The sequence below is a fragment of the Tahibacter harae genome, assembly GCF_024437735.1.
In the GTDB taxonomy this organism is placed as follows: Bacteria; Pseudomonadota; Gammaproteobacteria; order Xanthomonadales; family Rhodanobacteraceae; genus Tahibacter; species Tahibacter harae.
In genome coordinates this window covers 230890-247353 of record NZ_JANFQO010000005.1, presented here as the reverse complement: position 1 = coordinate 247353, position 16464 = coordinate 230890, and the positions used below count along the sequence as shown (strand labels likewise).

At 67.8% G+C, this 16464-nt stretch carries 13 protein-coding genes; 4 read left to right on the top strand and 9 right to left on the bottom strand.

Translation table 11 applies throughout. From position 1 onward, the window contains the following. Positions 1 to 3: 3 nt before the first annotated feature. The 3 genes from NM961_RS07485 to NM961_RS07475 are packed head-to-tail and all read right to left on the bottom strand — an operon-like array spanning position 4 to position 3127. On the bottom strand, positions 4 to 1542 hold the full coding sequence (locus tag NM961_RS07485) for a DHA2 family efflux MFS transporter permease subunit (protein ID WP_255913352.1): 1539 nt from the start codon (positions 1540 to 1542) through the stop codon (positions 4 to 6). Positions 1543 to 1552: 10 nt separating this feature from the next. Continuing rightward, on the bottom strand, positions 1553 to 2653 hold the full coding sequence (locus NM961_RS07480; protein ID WP_255913351.1) for an HlyD family secretion protein: 1101 nt from the start codon (positions 2651 to 2653) through the stop codon (positions 1553 to 1555). A 15-nt stretch (positions 2654 to 2668) separates the two neighbouring features. Beyond that, positions 2669 to 3127: a MarR family winged helix-turn-helix transcriptional regulator gene (locus NM961_RS07475; protein WP_255913349.1), complete on the bottom strand. Its 459-nt coding sequence runs from the start codon at positions 3125 to 3127 to the stop codon at positions 2669 to 2671. Between the two features lie 206 nt (positions 3128 to 3333). Between NM961_RS07475 and NM961_RS07470 the strand changes: the two genes are divergently transcribed. Both NM961_RS07470 and NM961_RS07465 read left to right on the top strand, forming a co-directional pair. After that, positions 3334 to 3861: an O-acetyl-ADP-ribose deacetylase gene (locus NM961_RS07470; RefSeq protein ID WP_255913348.1), complete on the top strand. Its 528-nt coding sequence runs from the start codon at positions 3334 to 3336 to the stop codon at positions 3859 to 3861. A gap of 307 nt (positions 3862 to 4168) precedes the next feature. Next, positions 4169 to 5929: a peptide-N4-asparagine amidase gene (locus NM961_RS07465; RefSeq protein WP_255913347.1), complete on the top strand. Its 1761-nt coding sequence runs from the start codon at positions 4169 to 4171 to the stop codon at positions 5927 to 5929. Between the two features lie 170 nt (positions 5930 to 6099). Here the strand turns inward: NM961_RS07465 and NM961_RS07460 are convergent, their stop codons facing one another. The 3 genes from NM961_RS07460 to NM961_RS07450 all read right to left on the bottom strand — a co-directional run bounded on the left by NM961_RS07460 (position 6100) and on the right by NM961_RS07450 (position 9938). Next, entirely contained in the window at positions 6100 to 7110 is a 1011-nt protein-coding gene (locus tag NM961_RS07460; protein ID WP_255913345.1) for a class I fructose-bisphosphate aldolase, read from the bottom strand. Positions 7111 to 7244: 134 nt separating this feature from the next. After that, positions 7245 to 8582: a hypothetical protein gene (locus tag NM961_RS07455; RefSeq protein WP_255913339.1), complete on the bottom strand. Its 1338-nt coding sequence runs from the start codon at positions 8580 to 8582 to the stop codon at positions 7245 to 7247. Positions 8583 to 8588: 6 nt separating this feature from the next. Continuing rightward, entirely contained in the window at positions 8589 to 9938 is a 1350-nt protein-coding gene (locus tag NM961_RS07450; RefSeq protein ID WP_255913337.1) for a hypothetical protein, read from the bottom strand. A gap of 285 nt (positions 9939 to 10223) precedes the next feature. Here NM961_RS07450 and NM961_RS07445 point away from each other — a divergent pair, with 285 nt between their 5' ends. Then, a complete protein-coding gene (locus tag NM961_RS07445; RefSeq protein ID WP_255913335.1) occupies positions 10224 to 11768 on the top strand; it encodes a vWA domain-containing protein in 1545 nt (514 codons plus the stop codon). A gap of 437 nt (positions 11769 to 12205) precedes the next feature. After that, positions 12206 to 13423: an RtcB family protein gene (locus NM961_RS07440; RefSeq protein ID WP_255913333.1), complete on the top strand. Its 1218-nt coding sequence runs from the start codon at positions 12206 to 12208 to the stop codon at positions 13421 to 13423. Positions 13424 to 13498: 75 nt separating this feature from the next. Here the strand turns inward: NM961_RS07440 and NM961_RS07435 are convergent, their stop codons facing one another. From NM961_RS07435 to NM961_RS07425, 3 genes are read right to left on the bottom strand one after another with little or no spacing between them, the layout of a single operon-like run. Next, the gene (locus NM961_RS07435) at positions 13499 to 14155 is read right to left on the bottom strand and encodes a DUF2959 family protein (protein ID WP_255913331.1); all 657 of its coding nucleotides are present in this window, start codon (positions 14153 to 14155) and stop codon (positions 13499 to 13501) included. A gap of 43 nt (positions 14156 to 14198) precedes the next feature. Then, positions 14199 to 14831: a hypothetical protein gene (locus tag NM961_RS07430; protein ID WP_255913326.1), complete on the bottom strand. Its 633-nt coding sequence runs from the start codon at positions 14829 to 14831 to the stop codon at positions 14199 to 14201. Beyond that, positions 14818 to 16425, bottom strand: a complete 1608-nt coding sequence (locus NM961_RS07425) for a hypothetical protein (protein ID WP_255913325.1) — start codon at positions 16423 to 16425, stop codon at positions 14818 to 14820. The genes NM961_RS07430 and NM961_RS07425 overlap by 14 nt, the downstream gene beginning before the upstream one ends. Positions 16426 to 16464: the final 39 nt, after the last annotated feature.

The following is a 16464-nucleotide window of genomic DNA, read 5'->3' as shown; positions in this document are numbered from 1 at the left end:
AGCTCAATGATCGACCGCGGCGGCGGCAGGTGCCGCAGCGGCACCGCGTTGCGGCCGGCGGAACAGCAGCAGCAGCGGTATCGCAGCTATGGTCAGAATCATCATCAGCCAGAAGTCATTGAGGAAGGCAATTGCGGCAGCCTGACGCGAAACTTCGCCATTCAGTGCGGCCAGGCCGGCGCCGCTGGCCATATCCAGGCCCGCCGGCAGCGGGGTATGGCCGTAGGGCGTGATGCGGCTGGCCAGTTCGGCGTGGTTGGTCTGGGTGCCGCGCGAAAGCACGGTCATGACCAGCGAGATGCCGATGCTCGACCCCATATTGCGGGTCAGGCTGAACATGCCGGCCGCCTCGGTGCGGCGCTGCATAGGCAGGGTGGCGTAGGCCATGGTCGAGACCGGCACAAACACCAGGCCCAGCCCCAGGCCCTGGATCACGCCGGCCCAGATCACCGGCGCCGCGGGCATGTCCGCACTGAAATGCGCCATTTGCCACAAAGATACAACCGTCAGCGCCAGGCCGGCGAAGATCAGCGCGCGCGCATCCGTCCCGGCGGCGAGCAGACGGCCGACCAGCAGCATCGCCACCAGGGTGCCCACGCCGCGCGGCGCCATCAGCAGGCCCGTGGTCACCACCGGATAGCCCATCAGGCTTTGCAGATACGGCGGCAGCAAAGCCATGGTGGCGAACAGCACGATGCCGATGACGAAGATGAAGACATTGCCGGACAGGAAACTGCGGTCGCGCAGCAGGCCCAGGTCCAGGAAGGGCCGCTCCGCCGTGCGCCAGTGCACCCAGTAGAGATAGAAGCCGAGGAAAGCGACGGCCGCCTCGACCTGGATTTCCAGCGCGGCAAACCAGTCCTTCTGCTCGCCGCGGTCCAGCATCAGCTGCAATCCGCCGATGCCGGCGGCGAGCAGCAGGAAGCCGCGCCAGTCGAAGCGGTAATCGTGCGCATCGTCCGGCGGCACGCTGGCGAGCACGCCGATCAGGGCCGCCGCGCCTATGGGCACGTTGATCAGGAATACCCAGTGCCAGCTGTAGTGATCGGTCAGCCAGCCGCCCAGCGGCGGGCCGAGGATGGGACCTATCATCACGCCCATGCCCCACATGGCCATGGCCGCGCCGTGCTTTTCGCGCGGGAACACATCGAGCAGGGTGGACTGGGAAATCGGCACCAGGGCCGCGCCGAACAGGCCTTGCAGCACGCGGAACGCGACCATCTGGCCGATGTCGGTGGCGACGGCGCAGAGCACCGAGGCGAGGGTGAAGCCGCTGATGGCGATAGCGAGCAGGCGGCGCCGCCCCAGGGTCGAGGCCAGCCAGCCGGTGGCCGGCGTGGCGATTGCCGCGGCGACGATGTAGGAAGTCAGCACCCACGACACCTGATCCTGGGTGGCCGACAGCGCGCCCTGCATATCCGGCAGGGCGACGTTGGCGATGGTGGTGTCGATCACCTGCATCAGCGTCGCCAGCATGATGGAGACGACCAGCAAAGGCAGGTTGGCGACCTGGCGATGGCCCTGTGCCGCGGCGGCGCTCATGGCGATGTCCTCAGCGGCTCGCGACCGGTTCCTGCGCCGGCGCCGCGCCGAAGAAATGGCTGTAGCGGGCGCGTTCGCGGCCGGTGTCGATCTGCACTTCGGCGCTCATGCCGGCGCGCAGCTGCGGTGCGCCGTTTTCTGGTTCCAGCAGCAGGCGCACCGGAATGCGCTGCACGATCTTGACCCAGTTGCCGGTGGCGTTCTGCGCCGGCAGCACGGCGAACTCGGCGCCCGAGGCCGGGCTGATCGAGGCCACGCGCGCCTTCCAGTGGCGGCCGGGATAGGTGTCGATAGCCACTTCGGCGGACTGGCCCACGCTGACGTTGGTCAGGTCGGTTTCCTTGAAGTTGGCTTCCACCCACAGGTTGCCGGTGGCCACCAGCGGCATGGCCGGCTGGCCCACGCTGAGGAATTCGCCGGCCTGCAGGTCGGTCTTGCCGATCACGCCGTCGACCGGCGCGCGCACTTCCGCGTGGCTCAGGTCCAGCCGGGCCTGGGCCAGCTGGGCCAGGGCCAGCTTGTAGCCCGGCAGGGATTCGTTGTTCGCACCGGGCAGGCCGCCGAGCAGGTTCTGCGCCTTGGCCACCGCAGCGGAGTTGGAATCGCGCTTGCCGCGGGCGCTGGCGACGGCGTTGGCCGCGTCGTCCAGCGCCTGCTGCGCAACGAGGCCGCGCGTGCGCAGGTCCTGCACCCGGGCGAACTGCTGCTGGGCATGCTGCAGGTCGGATTCGGCCGAACGCAAGTCGGCCTCGGCGCCGCGGTAGCCGTTGCGCGCGCCGTCGAGCATGCTGCGCACGGATTCCAGCTGTGCTTCCAGGCGCTGCACAGCGATCTGCAGCGGCTCCTGATCCAGGCGGAACAGCAGGTCGCCGGCCTTGACCGGCTGGTTCTCGCGCACCAGCACCTCGCTGACGCGGCCGCCGATCTGCGGCGCAATGGTGATCTGGTCAGCCTGCACGTAGGCGTTGTCGGTATCCACGTAGCGGCCGCCGGTGAGATAGAAATAACCCGCCAGGCCCAGCACCAGGGCCGGGCCGACGATCCACAGCAGGGTGTTGGCGCGCTTGCGCGGGGCGGCGGCGGGCGCCGCGGTTTCGGTGGTGGCGGTCATGGCGTACTCGCGGTTTCAGCTGTTCTTGGAAGGGGTTTCCTCAAGCGCGAGCAGGTTCTGCTTCATGCGCTCCAGGACATCGATACAGGCGGCCAGCTCGGCATCGTTGACGCCGGCCAGGGCGTCGTCGCGCAGGCCGGCGGCGATCACTTCCATGTCGTCGAGCACGCCGTGGGCCTTGTCCAGGGTGTGCAGGCGCCAGACGCGGCGGTCGGCGGGATCGGCGCGGCGCTCGACGAAGCCGGCCTGCTGCAGGCGGTCTATCACCCGGCCCACCGGGATCGGTTCCATTTCCAGCAGTTCGGCCAGGGCTTTCTGGCTGATGCCGGGCTGGCGGTGGATGACCTTGATCGCGCGCCACTGGGCGCGGGTCAGGCCCAGCGGCTCGGCGCGGCGGTCGAAGTGCTTGCGCAGCAGCCGCGTCACGTCCAGCAGCGGGTAGGCGAAATTCGAGCGGAGGTCGGGTCGGTTCATGGCTGCCGCAGACATTATTGCCTAGGCAAGTATCTTTCAATACCGGCGAGTTCACTAAACCACCCGACCAAAGTCGGTCCTAGGACCCAGGCCGGATGAGGGCTAGTCCGTACGGCCAGGCCGGGTTGCCCACCTAGGTTTGCGCGGGCCATCCGATGCACCATAGCGCCGCGGCCAGGGGACGCTGGACACGGAGGGCGCGCGCCATGCAGGTCGTTGTGGAAGCCATTCAAGCCGATATCACCCAGTTGCCCCTGGATGCCATCGTCAATGCCGCCAACGAAAGCCTCAGCGGCGGCGGCGGCGTCGACGGCGCCATCCACCGCGCCGCCGGCCCGGGACTGGCAGCCGAGTGCGCCACCCTGCCCTGGGTGCGGCCCTACGTGCGCTGCCCCACCGGCGAGGCAGTGATCACCGGCGGGCACGCGCTGCCGGCGCGGCATGTGATCCACACGGTAGGCCCGGTCTGGTACGGCGGCGCCAAGGGCGAGCCGGCCCTGCTCGGCGCGTGCTATCGCAACAGTCTGGCGCTGGCGCGCCAGCACGGCCTGGCCAGCATCGCCTTCCCGTCCATCAGCTGCGGCGTGTTCGGCTATCCGCTGGACCAGGCTGCGGCCATCGCGATCGAGGCCGTCCACGAACTCACCCTGGATCCCGGCCCGGTCGCGCGCGTCATCTTCTGCTGCTACAACGACAAGGCCCTGCGGGTGTATCGCACCATCCTCGCCGGCTGAATGACGCGCCAGAAGAAAGCGCCGGTCCCATCCTGCCCCGCACGCTGACGGATGCGGCGGGCTTGCAGCGCGAACCGGCGCAGGTCCTCGCCCGGCTCTTTGCCTGCGGCGGCTTCTCCGCCGCCCGGGCAAGCCGAGTACGGCAACCCGGCGGATGAGCAGCGCGGGCCGGGCGTAGCCGCCGCCGTCGACGCACTGCTGCGCCCGCTCTGAAACAAACGATTACTTTTCCATTATTCGACTACGCGCCCAAGCGCGCATGCTAAGTTCTGCCGCCTCAGGGGATCCGCCACTTCGAGGAAGCGTCATGAGCCAGCCCGCTGCCCGCGCGTTGCGCCGGGGATTCCTGTCCATCCTGTTGCTGCTTGCCGCCGCAGTACAGGCCGACCCGCCTGTGGTCGGCAGCCGCGGCGCCGTCGTCGCCGATCCGCCGCTGGCCGCGCCCGCTGTCGAACCCTGCGTGGTGCGCCTGTATCAGGACGAAGTGTTCGACGATTTCTCGCTGCACGATTTCAGCTACGCGCCGCCGGCCGCCTGCCCCGGCCCGTTCGCGAAAATCGTGCTGCGCGCGGATTTCTCGGTCACCACCGGGCGCCAGTTCGACCGCACCGCGAATATCTGGCTGGGCGCGGTGAACCTGTATTTCGGCACCACACAGGAACCGTCCGCGACGGTGGCGCCGCGCTGGCGCATAGAGCGCGACATCAGCGACTACCAGAGCCTGCTGGCCACGCCCCAGGGCGGCAAGATCGACCTGGGCAACGTGGTCAACGAGACCTATACCGGCATTCTCCACGGCAGCGCCGAGATCCTGTTCTATCCGGTGGCAGCGAACTGGCCGGCGCCGCCGCGGCGGCCGGACCTGATCCTGCCTCTGGCCAGCGGACCGCTGGGCGGCAGCACCGACGTGACCGGCACGGCCGAGTTCAGCCGCAGCCTCAACCTGCCGCGCAACAGCGAGCGCGTTTTTCTCGACGTGATCGCGCAGAGCCAGGCCGGCGACGAATTCTGGATGACCTGCGTGCCCAGCGAATACGCCGACGCACTGCAATCCTGCGGCAATACTGCCTTCCGCCAGACCCAGGTGCGCATCGACGGCCGCCCGGCCGGCGTCGCGGCGGTGATGCCCTGGCTGTATACCGGCGCCATCGACCCCGGCGCCTGGCGGCCGATACCCGCGGTGCAGACCCTGGCCTTCGAGCCCTGGCGCGTGGACCTGTCGCCGTTCGCGGCCCTGCTCAACGATGGCCAGCCGCATACGGTCTCGCTCAGCGTGTTCAATGCGGGCGAGCGTTTCTCGGTCGCGGCGAACCTGCTGATCTACCGCGACGCCGGCCGCGCCATCGTCACCGGCGCGCTGACTGACAACACCCTGGACCGCGATCCGCCGATGCAGATCACGCACGATTCGGCCGAGGAACAAGGCGCCGTCGTGACCGATCTCGGCGTCACCTCGCGGCGCGCCTATTTCATCTCCGGCTACGTGGAAACCTCGCGCGGGCGCGTCACCACCACGGTGCTGCAGGACCTGGAATTTTCCAATGTGCAGCGTTTCCGCATCTCCGACAGCGACTACGTGCAGGCCATAGAACAGGACACGCGCGTGCGCACCGAGACGCGCATCGAGCACAAGGGCCGCAACCACGTGCTGATCGACACGCGCCGGCTGCCGCTGAACCTGGTGTACAGCTATGCGGAGCTGGACGAGGGCGCAGAACAGAAACTGGAAGTACGCCAGCAGTTCGAGCGCACCCTGGACGTAGGCACGGCAGGCTTCACTATGCGCCGCGCCAGCCTGAGCAACGCCATCCACAACGGCGGCGAGCTGCGTTTCGCCAGCGACGGCTCGCTCGCCCTGCGCACGGCGCAGTACGGCGAGCAGGCCTACGATTACCGCGACGATTTCGGCGCCTGCTACAACCGCCGCCTGGTGGCGGGCGCCGGCGCCATCACCAGCGTCGCGGACGGATCGGGCTGCCCCGGCGACAGCAACCGTCTCTACGCCTTCGACGCCTTTGCCAATTTCGCCTCCAGCCTGCTCGGCGCGACGGTGCGGCTGCAGCCATGAGCGATGCGCCGGTGCGGTGCATGCGGGCCGGCGGCGGACTGGCCCTTTTCGCTGAATATCAGGATCTGATTTCGACAGCGACCGCCGGATCCGGAAACAGAAAAGCCGCCCGCAGGCGGCTTTTCTGCTGCAGCCACCGGCGCCGGGCGCCGGCAGCTGTCATGCGGCACTCAGGCCGACTTCTTCCACTGGCCCAGCGCCGCCAGGCCGTTCTCGCGCGCACGCTGCGCAACGGTCTTCTGCGCGTCGGCGAAGTTCGCGTTCATATCCTTGGACCACAGCTTCAGCGCGGCCGACTGCATGGCGCGGCCGTAGGAGAAGCTCAGCGGCCACGGGTGCGGGCCCATCTGGTTCATCGCATTCAGGTGGGCCGTGGCCGCTTCGTCGGACTGGCCGCCGGAGAGGAATACGATGCCCGGCAGCGAGGCCGGCACGCTGGCCTTGAGGCAGCGCACGGTGGCTTCGGCGACTTCGTCGATGCTGGCCTGTTCCGGGCAGTCCTTGCCGGAAACGACCATGCTGGCCTTGAGGATGGTGCCTTCGAGCATGACGTTCTGCTCGTACAGCGAGGCGAACAGCGAACGCAGGGTGACTTCGGTCACGTCGTAGCAGACGTCCAGGTCATGCGCGCCGTCCATCAGCACTTCGGGTTCCACCATCGGCACGATGCCGGCTTCCTGGCACAGCGCGGCGTAGCGCGCCAGCGCGTGGCAGTTGGCTTCGATGCAGGTGGAGCTGGGCATGTCGTCGCCGATGGTGATGACGGCGCGCCACTTGGCGAACTTGGCGCCGAGGGCGGCGTATTCCTTGAGGCGGTCGCGCAGGCCGTCCAGGCCTTCGGTGACCAGCTCGCCCGGGAAGCCGGCCAGCGCATGCGGGCCCTTGTCCACCTTGATGCCCGGCAGGATGCCGTTGTCCAGCATGATCTTGGTGAACGGCACGCCGCCGCGGCTGGACTGGCGCAGGGTTTCGTCGTACAGGATCGCGCCCGAGATGTGATCGGACAGGTTCGGCGTGGTCAGCAGCAGTTCGCGGTAGGCGCGGCGGTTCTCTTCCGTGCATTCGATGCCGACACCGTCGAAACGCTTCTTGATCGTGGCGTTGGACTCGTCGATCGCGATGATGCCCTTGCCCGGGGCGACCATTGCCTGGGCAATGCTTTCCAGCTGTTCGATGCTCATGGATGACTCCGTGGGGATTGAATCCGGGCCGCGACGCATGTCGCGGGGCGACCGCCGGGCGGTCGCGGGCCGCGGATTATAGGCCAGAAGTCGGGCGCCTGCCCGCCGCGGCAGCCCGGTGGGCAGGTGCGGACTCAGCCCGGCCGCAGGCGCCGCCGCACCGGCAACAGCAGGCCCAGCAGCAGCAGGATCAGGCCGGCCGCCCCCAGCGCCGGCACCGGCACTGCGGACGACGCAACCGCACCGACTTCCTGGTAGCGATACAGGCGTATCGCATCGTTATCTGCGTGCCCGATCAGGATGCGCCCGGCGCGGTCGGTGATCGCCGCAAAGCGGTCGTCGTACAAGCCCGGCAGGCCGCCTTCTACCTCGCCGCTGAAGCCCGGCACGGGATTGCCGGACCCGTCGACCAGGCGCAGCGAAAGCGGGCTGCCCGGCGGCGGCGTGCCGCCGAAGAAGTCCTGCCCCACGAGCAGCAGCTTGTCGCCCAGCGGCTGCGCCGCGATCAGTTCCCGTCCTGGGCAGGACTCGAATTCACGCAGCAGCTGTCCCTGGCTGTCGAACAGGAACAGGTGGCAGCCCAGGCCCTGGCCGAGGTGATGGCCGCCGGGCAGCGCAAACAGGTTGGCCACGTAGCGGCCCGCTCCCGGCGCGACGGCCTGCTCCCCGGCGCTGCCGAAGGTCAGATCGAGCGAGCCATCGCCCCGGTAGCGGCGCCAGAAGCTCTGCCGCGGCAGCTCTGGCGGGTTGAAGATTGTGTACAGCGCCTGGAAGCCGCCGCCCGGCACGCTCATCCAGCTGTAGCTAAAAGCGCCGGCCCGCTCCGCGATCAACAAGCCGGCCACGCCGAAGCCCGGGTCGGGCGTACCGTCGGCGCGGATGCGCAGGGCCTTGAAGCGACCCTGCGGCGGCGCCGTGTAGATGCTCGCCAACAGCAGCACGGCGTCGTCCTGCAGCAGCATTTCCTCCAGCGGACCATTGTCCGGGCTGCCCAGCGCCGGCAGCGGCAATGCCGCGCCGCCGTTGAACCCGGGAACCGGATTTCCGTCCGGCCCAAGTCGCACCAGCGTATGGGAATAAGCCGGCGGCGAACCCAAAAAGGACTTCCGCGTCACCGCCAGCCATAGCCCACCGTCACTCCGGACTTTCAGACTGGCCACCAGACTGGTGTCCCAATGCTCGGCGGCCACGACGACCTGACTGACGCCATGGTTGCCGAAGCCGCTGTCCAACCTGCCATCCGCCAGATAGCGTGCGACGCGCACGGTCGGAACATCGGCCACAGCCATGTTGGCCACGACGAAACGGCCATCGGCCAGCCCGGCCAGCAAAGGCCTGTCGTCACGCGAGCCAGACGCCGCCACCACGAGCGAGCCGCCGCTGCCGAACCCCGGATCCAGCCGCAGTTCCGCCTGGGCCGCGCCGCTGAGCAGCAACAGGACAAGCAGCCGCAGGAAGATGTTTTCGCGCATGCGCCCTCAGACCGGCATCAGGCGGCGGCGTGCCAGCAGCAACAGTCCCAGCAGCACCAGCCCCACACCTGCCGGGCCCAGCGCCGGCACCGGCGCGGCGGAAGGAACGCCGCGCACATCCAGATAGCGGAACAGGCGCAGGCCCGCTGCGTCCCGGCGTGCCAGCAGGATGCGCCCATCGCGGTCGGCCGTCACGGCGAAGCTGTCATGGGGCTGGTCCGGCGGGCGCCAGCTGCGATCCGGCTGATTGCCGAAGCCGACGTCGGCGGCAGCGGACCAGTCGACCAGCCACAGATAGGTGCCGTCGCTGGGCGGCGGCAGGGTGAACGTACGCTGCTCGCCGCTGACCAGCAGCCTGTCGCCCAGGGGCTGTGCGCGGAAATTCCAGCCTTCGGCGCAGAAGCGCAGTTCGCGCACCGGCTGTCCATAGCTGTTCAGCACCGTCTTGATGCAGTCACCCCGCACGCCCAGCTGCAAGCCGCCGGGAAGCGCATTCAAGCGGTCGATCAGCTGGCTGTACGGCCAGGGCGAGGCCTGTTCGCCGCCGCTGCCGAACGCGGTGTCCAGCGAACCATCGGCGCGATGGCGTTGCCACAGATTGGATACGGCCGACAGACCGGACGATCCGAGCACCGAATACAGCACCTGGAACCCGCCGCCCGGCAGGATCATCCAGTCGCTGGCCTGGGCTCCGGCACGCTCCACGCTGAGCACACCGCCGCTGCCGAACGCCGGATCCGGCGTGCCATCGGCGCGTACGCGCATGGCGCGGAAACCGACTGCCGGCGAACTTTCGGTCGCGACGGGCGCGAAAACCAGCACGTCGCCGCCATAGGTCAGCAGGCGCGTCGCGATTGTCTGCAGACCAGCCAGCAGCAGCGGCGCGCCGCCGTTGAAGCCCGGCACCGGATTGCCGTCCGGTCCCAGCCTTATCAGCGCAGTCGAGGCTGTGGACGCGCCGTTCGGCACGTTGTTCGCCCACGACACCAGCGCCAGCACGCCGCCATCGGCCTGCGGCAGCAGGTCGACCAGCTGGCCGAAATTCCAGCTGCCGGCGCCCAGCACAACGCTGCTGACGCCGGCGCTGCCGAAGGCCGGATCCGCTGCGCCGTCGGCGAGACGGCGCGCGACGACCAGCGTAGGGACTGGCGTGTCCAGCAGACTGCCGACGAGCAGGCGCCGGTCGGCAAGCTCGACCAGCCGCGGTGTGACGGCGTAGTACGTCGGCGCCGTATCCGCTACGGCCGTGCCGCCGCTGCCGAAACTGGGATCCGGCCGCATCACCGCCTGGGCGCCTGCGCTGAAAAGCAAAGCGGCAGCGAGCAATCCCTTGCAAGAAAGAAACTTTGTATACATTCACCCATCCCCTGAGGTGCGCGCTGCACGTCTCTACAGGACGACGCAGATCGACGAGTCCCCCAACCAATGCCGCCAGGTGGCGCCCGCAGCGCCGGATGTCGCATCGCAGCGATATGAATGGATATTTAAGCGATAGAAAGGAATCAGGATCGGCGACACACGGCAATGACGAAAGCACGAAAAATAATCCCAACTGTATGATTAATAATCAATTTATAGAATGACCGCCGAGCTGGCACAGCGCTTGCCATACGGAGTCCGCCACACGAACGGAGACCAACAATGGCAAACCATCAGCTCTTCAACAGCCAGCGCGGCACGCAGGTACCCGCCGCGGACGCCCGCAACGAGGCCGGCGGCCTGGCCTACCAGCGTTCGCCGGAAGCGGCGCTGGCCCTGTACGCCGCCACCGGCTGCCTCAACGGCACCTACTACGCCGATGCGCAGACACAGCTGGACCAGGTGCTGCAGCTCTGCGCCAAGGTGCCGGCCGAGCTGATCGCCAGGACCGCCGTCTACGCCCGCCAGCGCGGCCAGATGAAGGACATGCCGGCGCTGTTGCTGGCCTGGCTGGCACAGCACGACGGTGCGCTGTGCGCCAAGGTATTCGAGCGTGTGATCGACAACGGCCGCATGCTGCGCAACTTCGTGCAGGTACTGCGCAGCGGCGTGGTCGGCCGCAAGTCGCTGGGTACGCGGCCCAAGCGCCTGGTACGCCAGTGGCTGGAGCGCGCCGATGTAGCCGAGATACTGAACGCGGCCATAGGCCAGCAGCCCTCGCTCGCCGACATCGTGCGCATGGTCCATCCCAAGCCGGCTGACGCGGAGCGCGAGGCGCTGTACGCCTGGCTGATCGGCAAGCCGTATCAGGCAGAGAAGCTGCCGGCCCTGGTGCAGCGCTACGAGGCGTTCAAGCGTGGCGAGGGCGCGGGCGAGGTGCCGGAGCTGAATTTCCAGTACCTGACCGCGCTGCCGCTGTCGCAGGCGCAGTGGCAGTCCATCGCCCGGCGTGCGTCATGGCAGACCAAGCGCATGAACCTCAACACGTTCCTGCGCCACGGCGTGTTCAAGGACGCCGCGCTGACCAGGCAGATCGCCGCGGCCCTGGCCGACGCCGGCCAGATCCGCAAGGCACGCGCTTTCCCGTACCAGTTGCTCGGTGCATGGAATGCGGCCAGCACGGAAATGCCGCAGGCGATCCGCGACGCGCTGCAGGACGCCATGGAAATTGCGACCGACAACACGCCGCTGCTGCAGGGCAATGTCGTGGTCGCGGTCGACGTGTCGGGTTCCATGCATTCGCCGGTCACGGGACACCGCAAGGGTTCGACCACGGCACTGCGCTGTGTCGACGTCGCTGCGCTGGTGGCCGCCTGTGTCAAGCGCAAGAATCCGTCCGCACGGGTGATGCCGTTCGACACCGCGGTGCGCAACACGGTGATCAACCCGCGCGACAGCGTCATCACCCAGGCCAGGCAACTGGCCGCGCTGTGCGGCGGCGGAACCGCGGTCAGCGCGCCGCTGAAGAAGCTGAACCAGGAGTCGGCGCGGGTGGATACGCTGATCATCATTTCCGACAACGAGTCCTGGGCCGATACGCGCAACCGCAGCACGGCGACGATGACGGAGTGGGCGGCGCTGAAGGTGCGCTGCCCCAAGGCCAGGCTGGTCTGTATCGACCTGCAGCCCTACGCGACCAGCCAGACCGTGGCCGGCGCGGATGTCCTGCATGTCGGCGGCTTCAGCGACGCAGTGTTCGATCTGCTGGCCGGCGCGGCCAACGGCGAGCGCGACTGGCTGCAGCAGATTGCAGCCATCGAACTCTAGGTTTTGAAATACGGGCAGACGACCGTATTTCCGACTGGAAGTAAGCTGCACATCCAATGACAACCGGCCGCGGCGGTGTCCCCGCCGCGGCCCCTGACGGAGCGGCGCCCGTTTGCGCCGCCGGGTTTTCTTCGCAGCGAATGCCTGGTGGAACTACACCCTTCCACGGTCCAGGTCGCGGGTTCGAATCCCGCCGGCTCCACCACTGCGGGGCCGTAGCTCAGAGGCCAGAGCGGGAAAAACGTTTCACCCCTACTTGTCGCTGCATTCATTCATCGCACCACGCGGCGCAAGCCGCACCGCAAACGATTTTCGGCGAATGCCGGCGGAACTACACGGTTGAAGGGCGCAAGCCCTCGGGTTCGAGTCCCGGCCTGCAGTAAAAGCGCAGGATGTTTCGCACCAAACTTGTCGCCATTTTTTTTCAAGGAAGCCTCATGGCAAGCAGCAACTACAACGTGATCCAGGAAGGCGGCGTGCCGATCAAGGCGTGGACCCGCGGCGTGCCGCTGGAAGACGAGGCACGCCAGCAGCTGATCAACATGTCCAAGCTGCCGTTCATCCACAAGTGGATATCGGTAATGCCGGACGTGCATCTCGGCAAGGGCGCGACCGTGGGCTCGGTAGTGCCCACCGTAGGCGCCATCGTGCCGGCCGCGGTCGGCGTGGACATCGGCTGCGGCATGATCGCCGCGCGCACCAGCCTGGTCGCCAGCGACCTGCCCGACGACCTGGCCCCGCTGCGCAGCGCCATCGAGAAGGCCGTGCCGCACGGCCGCACCGTAGGCCCGCGCGACAAGGGCGCCTGGGCCAATCCGCCGACGCGCGCCGTCGAGGGCTGGAGCACGCTGGCCGAGGGCTTCAGGCGCATCGTGGAAAAACACCCCAAGCTCGCCCGCAGCAATAACCTCAACCATCTGGGTACGCTGGGAACCGGCAACCATTTCGTCGAGGTCTGCCTGGACGAGGAACAGCGCGTGTGGTTCATGCTGCACTCGGGTTCGCGCGGCGTCGGCAATGCCATAGGTACGCACTTCATCGAGCTGGCCAAGCAGGACATGCGCCGCTGGATGATCAACCTGCCCGACCAGGACCTGGCCTACCTGCCGGAAGGCAGCGAGCACTTCGCCGACTACGTGCACGCGGTCGAGTGGGCGCAGCAGTTCGCCCGCACCAACCGCGCCATCATGATGGAACACGTGGTACAGGCGGCGCGCAAGGTCATCGCCAAGCCGTTCGAGGTGGCGACCGAAGCAGTGAATTGCCACCACAACTACGTCAACCGCGAACACCACTACGGAAAGGACGTGCTGGTGACGCGCAAGGGCGCGGTAAGCGCGCGCCAGGGCGAAATGGGCATCATCCCGGGCAGCATGGGCGCCAAGAGCTTCATCGTGCGCGGCCTTGGCCATGCGGAAAGCTTCCATTCCTGCAGCCACGGCGCCGGCCGCGTGATGAGCCGTACCGAAGCCAAGCGCCGCATCAGCCTGGAAGACCACCGCAAGGCCACCGCGCACGTGGAATGCCGCAAGGACGCCGATGTGGTCGACGAATCGCCGGCCGCGTACAAGCCCATAGACGCGGTGATGGCGGCGCAGTCCGATCTGGTGGAGATCGTGCATACGCTGCGGCAGGTGGTTTGCGTGAAGGGCTGACCACCCCTTGAAAATAAAAAGCGCGCCGGATTTCCCGGCGCGCTTTTTTATCCCCGTTGCCGCTTGAGCGCTGCGTTATCCGCCGCGAAACTCCTTGATGAACCGCTCCGCCTCCGCCGTGGCCCGCTGCACATCGCGCTGCAGATTGGCCGCATCGCTCTGCATGCGCGGCAGTTCGTCCTTGATCGCGCCGATGGCCGCAGCGTTGAGGTTGTGCTTGAGATACAGCACCTGGTCGCCCAGCACTTTCAGCGCCGGGGTGAAGCTGGCCTCGGCCCGGCGCATGGCCTGGTCCAGCGTACGATAGCGGCTGCGCGTGCGCTCCAGCTGGGCCTTGGACTTGGCGCGCAGGCCGGCGTCGCTGTACTGGGCCAGCTCGCCTTCCCATTCCTTGAACAGCGCCTCGGCCACCGACTCCACGGCGGCGATGCGCTTGCCGAAGGCCTGCGCGCGGGCCTGGGCTTCGTCGTGGCTGGCCTTGAGACGTTCGTAGACCGATTCCAGTTCGCCCGCATCCACGCTGACCACGGCGCGGAACTGGGTCAGCGCATCGACGTAGGCCTGCTCGGCCTTGCCCTGGGAGTTACGCGCCGCGTCGACGCGATCCAGCAACAGGTCGCGCTTGGCGATGCCGACTTTCTCCAGTGCGCCGTAGTAGGCGGACTGGCAGGCAGTGAGACCGAAAGCGAAGACACCCAGCAGTGCAAGCCAGCGCCGGCGGCCAGGATTCATGCGCGCAGATTCCAATGGAGAGAACCTGGCCAGAGTAGCAGCCTCAGGGTGTGGCTGCAGCGGGCGGAGCGGCCTCCTGCAGAAGGTCTTGCAAAAAGTTGCCGCCGAAGGCCGCGTCGAGATAGTCGAATTCGAGTACGGTCTCGCGCTGATCGTCCTTGTCCCACAGGGTCAGGGTGAGGGTCAGGTAGCGTCCGCCGTCATAGGGCTCATAGCTGCGATAAAGAAGCTCCTGACCGGTTGCCAGCACCACGGCTTCGGCATCCTGCACTGCCAGCACCTTGATCGGCACCTGCCCTTGCAGTACGGCACGGTTTTTCAGCGCGTGCCCGAGCAATGCCTCGAAACGCTGCCGGCGCTGTTCGGCGAGGACCTCGTTGCCATCGGCGCTGGCGCATTCCTGCGCCACCAGCCACAAGCCCAGGCCGACGCGATTGATCTGCAGCGCCGCTTCGATCTCGGCAGCCTTTTCATGGCACAGCGCCGTATCGAGCGCACCATTTTCGGTGCGCAGCGCATTCACCAGTGCGTACGTCTCAAGCGCGTTTACGCCGCCCTTGCCGAGCAGTTCGCTCCAGTCCGCGGCGACATCATCGCCAGCCCAGGCCGCCGGCGCAGCGGCAAGCAGGCAGGCGGCCAGCCAGCCCAGACGCCGGCCGTTTTCAGTCCGCATCATTGTTCTTCCCGGTTGCAGCCTTGCGGTTGTCGTCCATCACTTCGCGCAGCAGGTTGTTCAGGCGCTGCTTGCGCACCTGATCGGCCTTGTCGGCCGGCAGGGCCAGCACCCAGCGCTGCAGATTCTGTTCCCGCGCACTGCGGCGCCAGTTCAGGTGTTCGCCCATACGCGCAGGCTCGACGCTGGCCTGCCGCGCAACCACGCGCTCCTCTGAAAATACAACGTTGTCTTCAAGGCCCGAACGGTAGCGGTAGCTCGCCGCCGCGTCGTCCAGGTCGCGCTGGGCGGCGCCGTTGCTCCAGCTCCAGCCGGCGGGCAGCTGCAATTCGATGCGGTGCTCCACGTCGCTGGGAAAGGGCACCGCTAGCGGCGACTTGCGCTTGAGCGTTTCGGGCAGGCTGAGCATGCCGGCGACGCTGTCGGCCGACACATCCAGCGCGCGCTGGCCGGGCGTTTCCTGCGCCCAGGGCCGGTCCAGGCGGTACTGCTCGGTCAGCACAAGGCGGTTGGCGGCGGCATCGTCTTCCACCTGCAGCGGCTGCAGCACTTCCACTTCGGCGTGGCGGCGGCGGTAGAAGTCGGCGTAGCTGCGGCTCAGCGCCTCGGCGCCGCGGTAGCGCAGGTTGCGCCGCATGAAGTTGGCGGCGTCGCCGGAATATTCCGCGCGTACCTGCAACGTGAGCTGGGCGCCCTGCTGCTGCGGCTCGTAGCGCTCGACAATGCGCATGCGGTTCAGGCTGGCCGGATTGCGCGCCACCGCGACCAGATCGGCACTGCCCGGCGCCACCGGCAGGGCGTAGCCGAAATCGCTGATCTCCTGCGCCGCGGCCGCGCCGCGCTGGCCGGTGCTGGTCGGGTCCAGCCATAGCGATCCGCCGTCGCGGCGCACTTGCACGATGACGTGGTCGAAGGCGCTGGCCGACGGCGGCAGGCCGGCGATGTGCCTGCCGTCTTCCAGGCTGACCAGGGCAGGATTCGCCGCGATATCCAGCGCCGCGAGAATCGTCACCAGCAGGCGCGTCTTGTCCTTGCAGTCGCCGCGGCGCTGTTCCCAGACCAGCGCCGGCTCGACCGGCCTGTGTGTGTTCTCGCCGATTTCCAGGCCGAAATAGCGCACGTCTTCCTGCACCGCGAGCAGGGCCGCAGCGATGCGGGCATCCGCATCCGGCAGCCGGCGCCACTGCGCGATGCGTTCGCGCAGATCCGCCGGCAGCGGCGCCGGCGGCGGATACAGCGTGCGCGCCCAGTCGGCCACCTGGGCCCAGCTGCGTTTCTCGCTGACATAAACCTGCGGATAGCGCTGGAAGCCGGCTGGCTCGCGGTCCTCTGCAACAATCGGCGCCACGTTTTCGGCCAGGTAACGCCACTCCTGCCATTCGCCCTGGCGCCGCACGCGCGCCGCGGCCACGCGCGGATCGCGCAGCTCCTGCACTGGCACATCGGAATCGAACAGCACACGCAGCTGGCGTCGCAGCAGCGGCCCGGACCAGGCGAACACCGCACCTTCGCCGTCCAGCCCGGCCATGATGGGATTGCGCCCGGCCACGCTGTAGCGCAGGCGCACCACGTCGCCGCGGCGCAGGTCGTCCAGCACGATCAATGTCGCTGACCGAGGATAGCCCAGCGGTCCTCG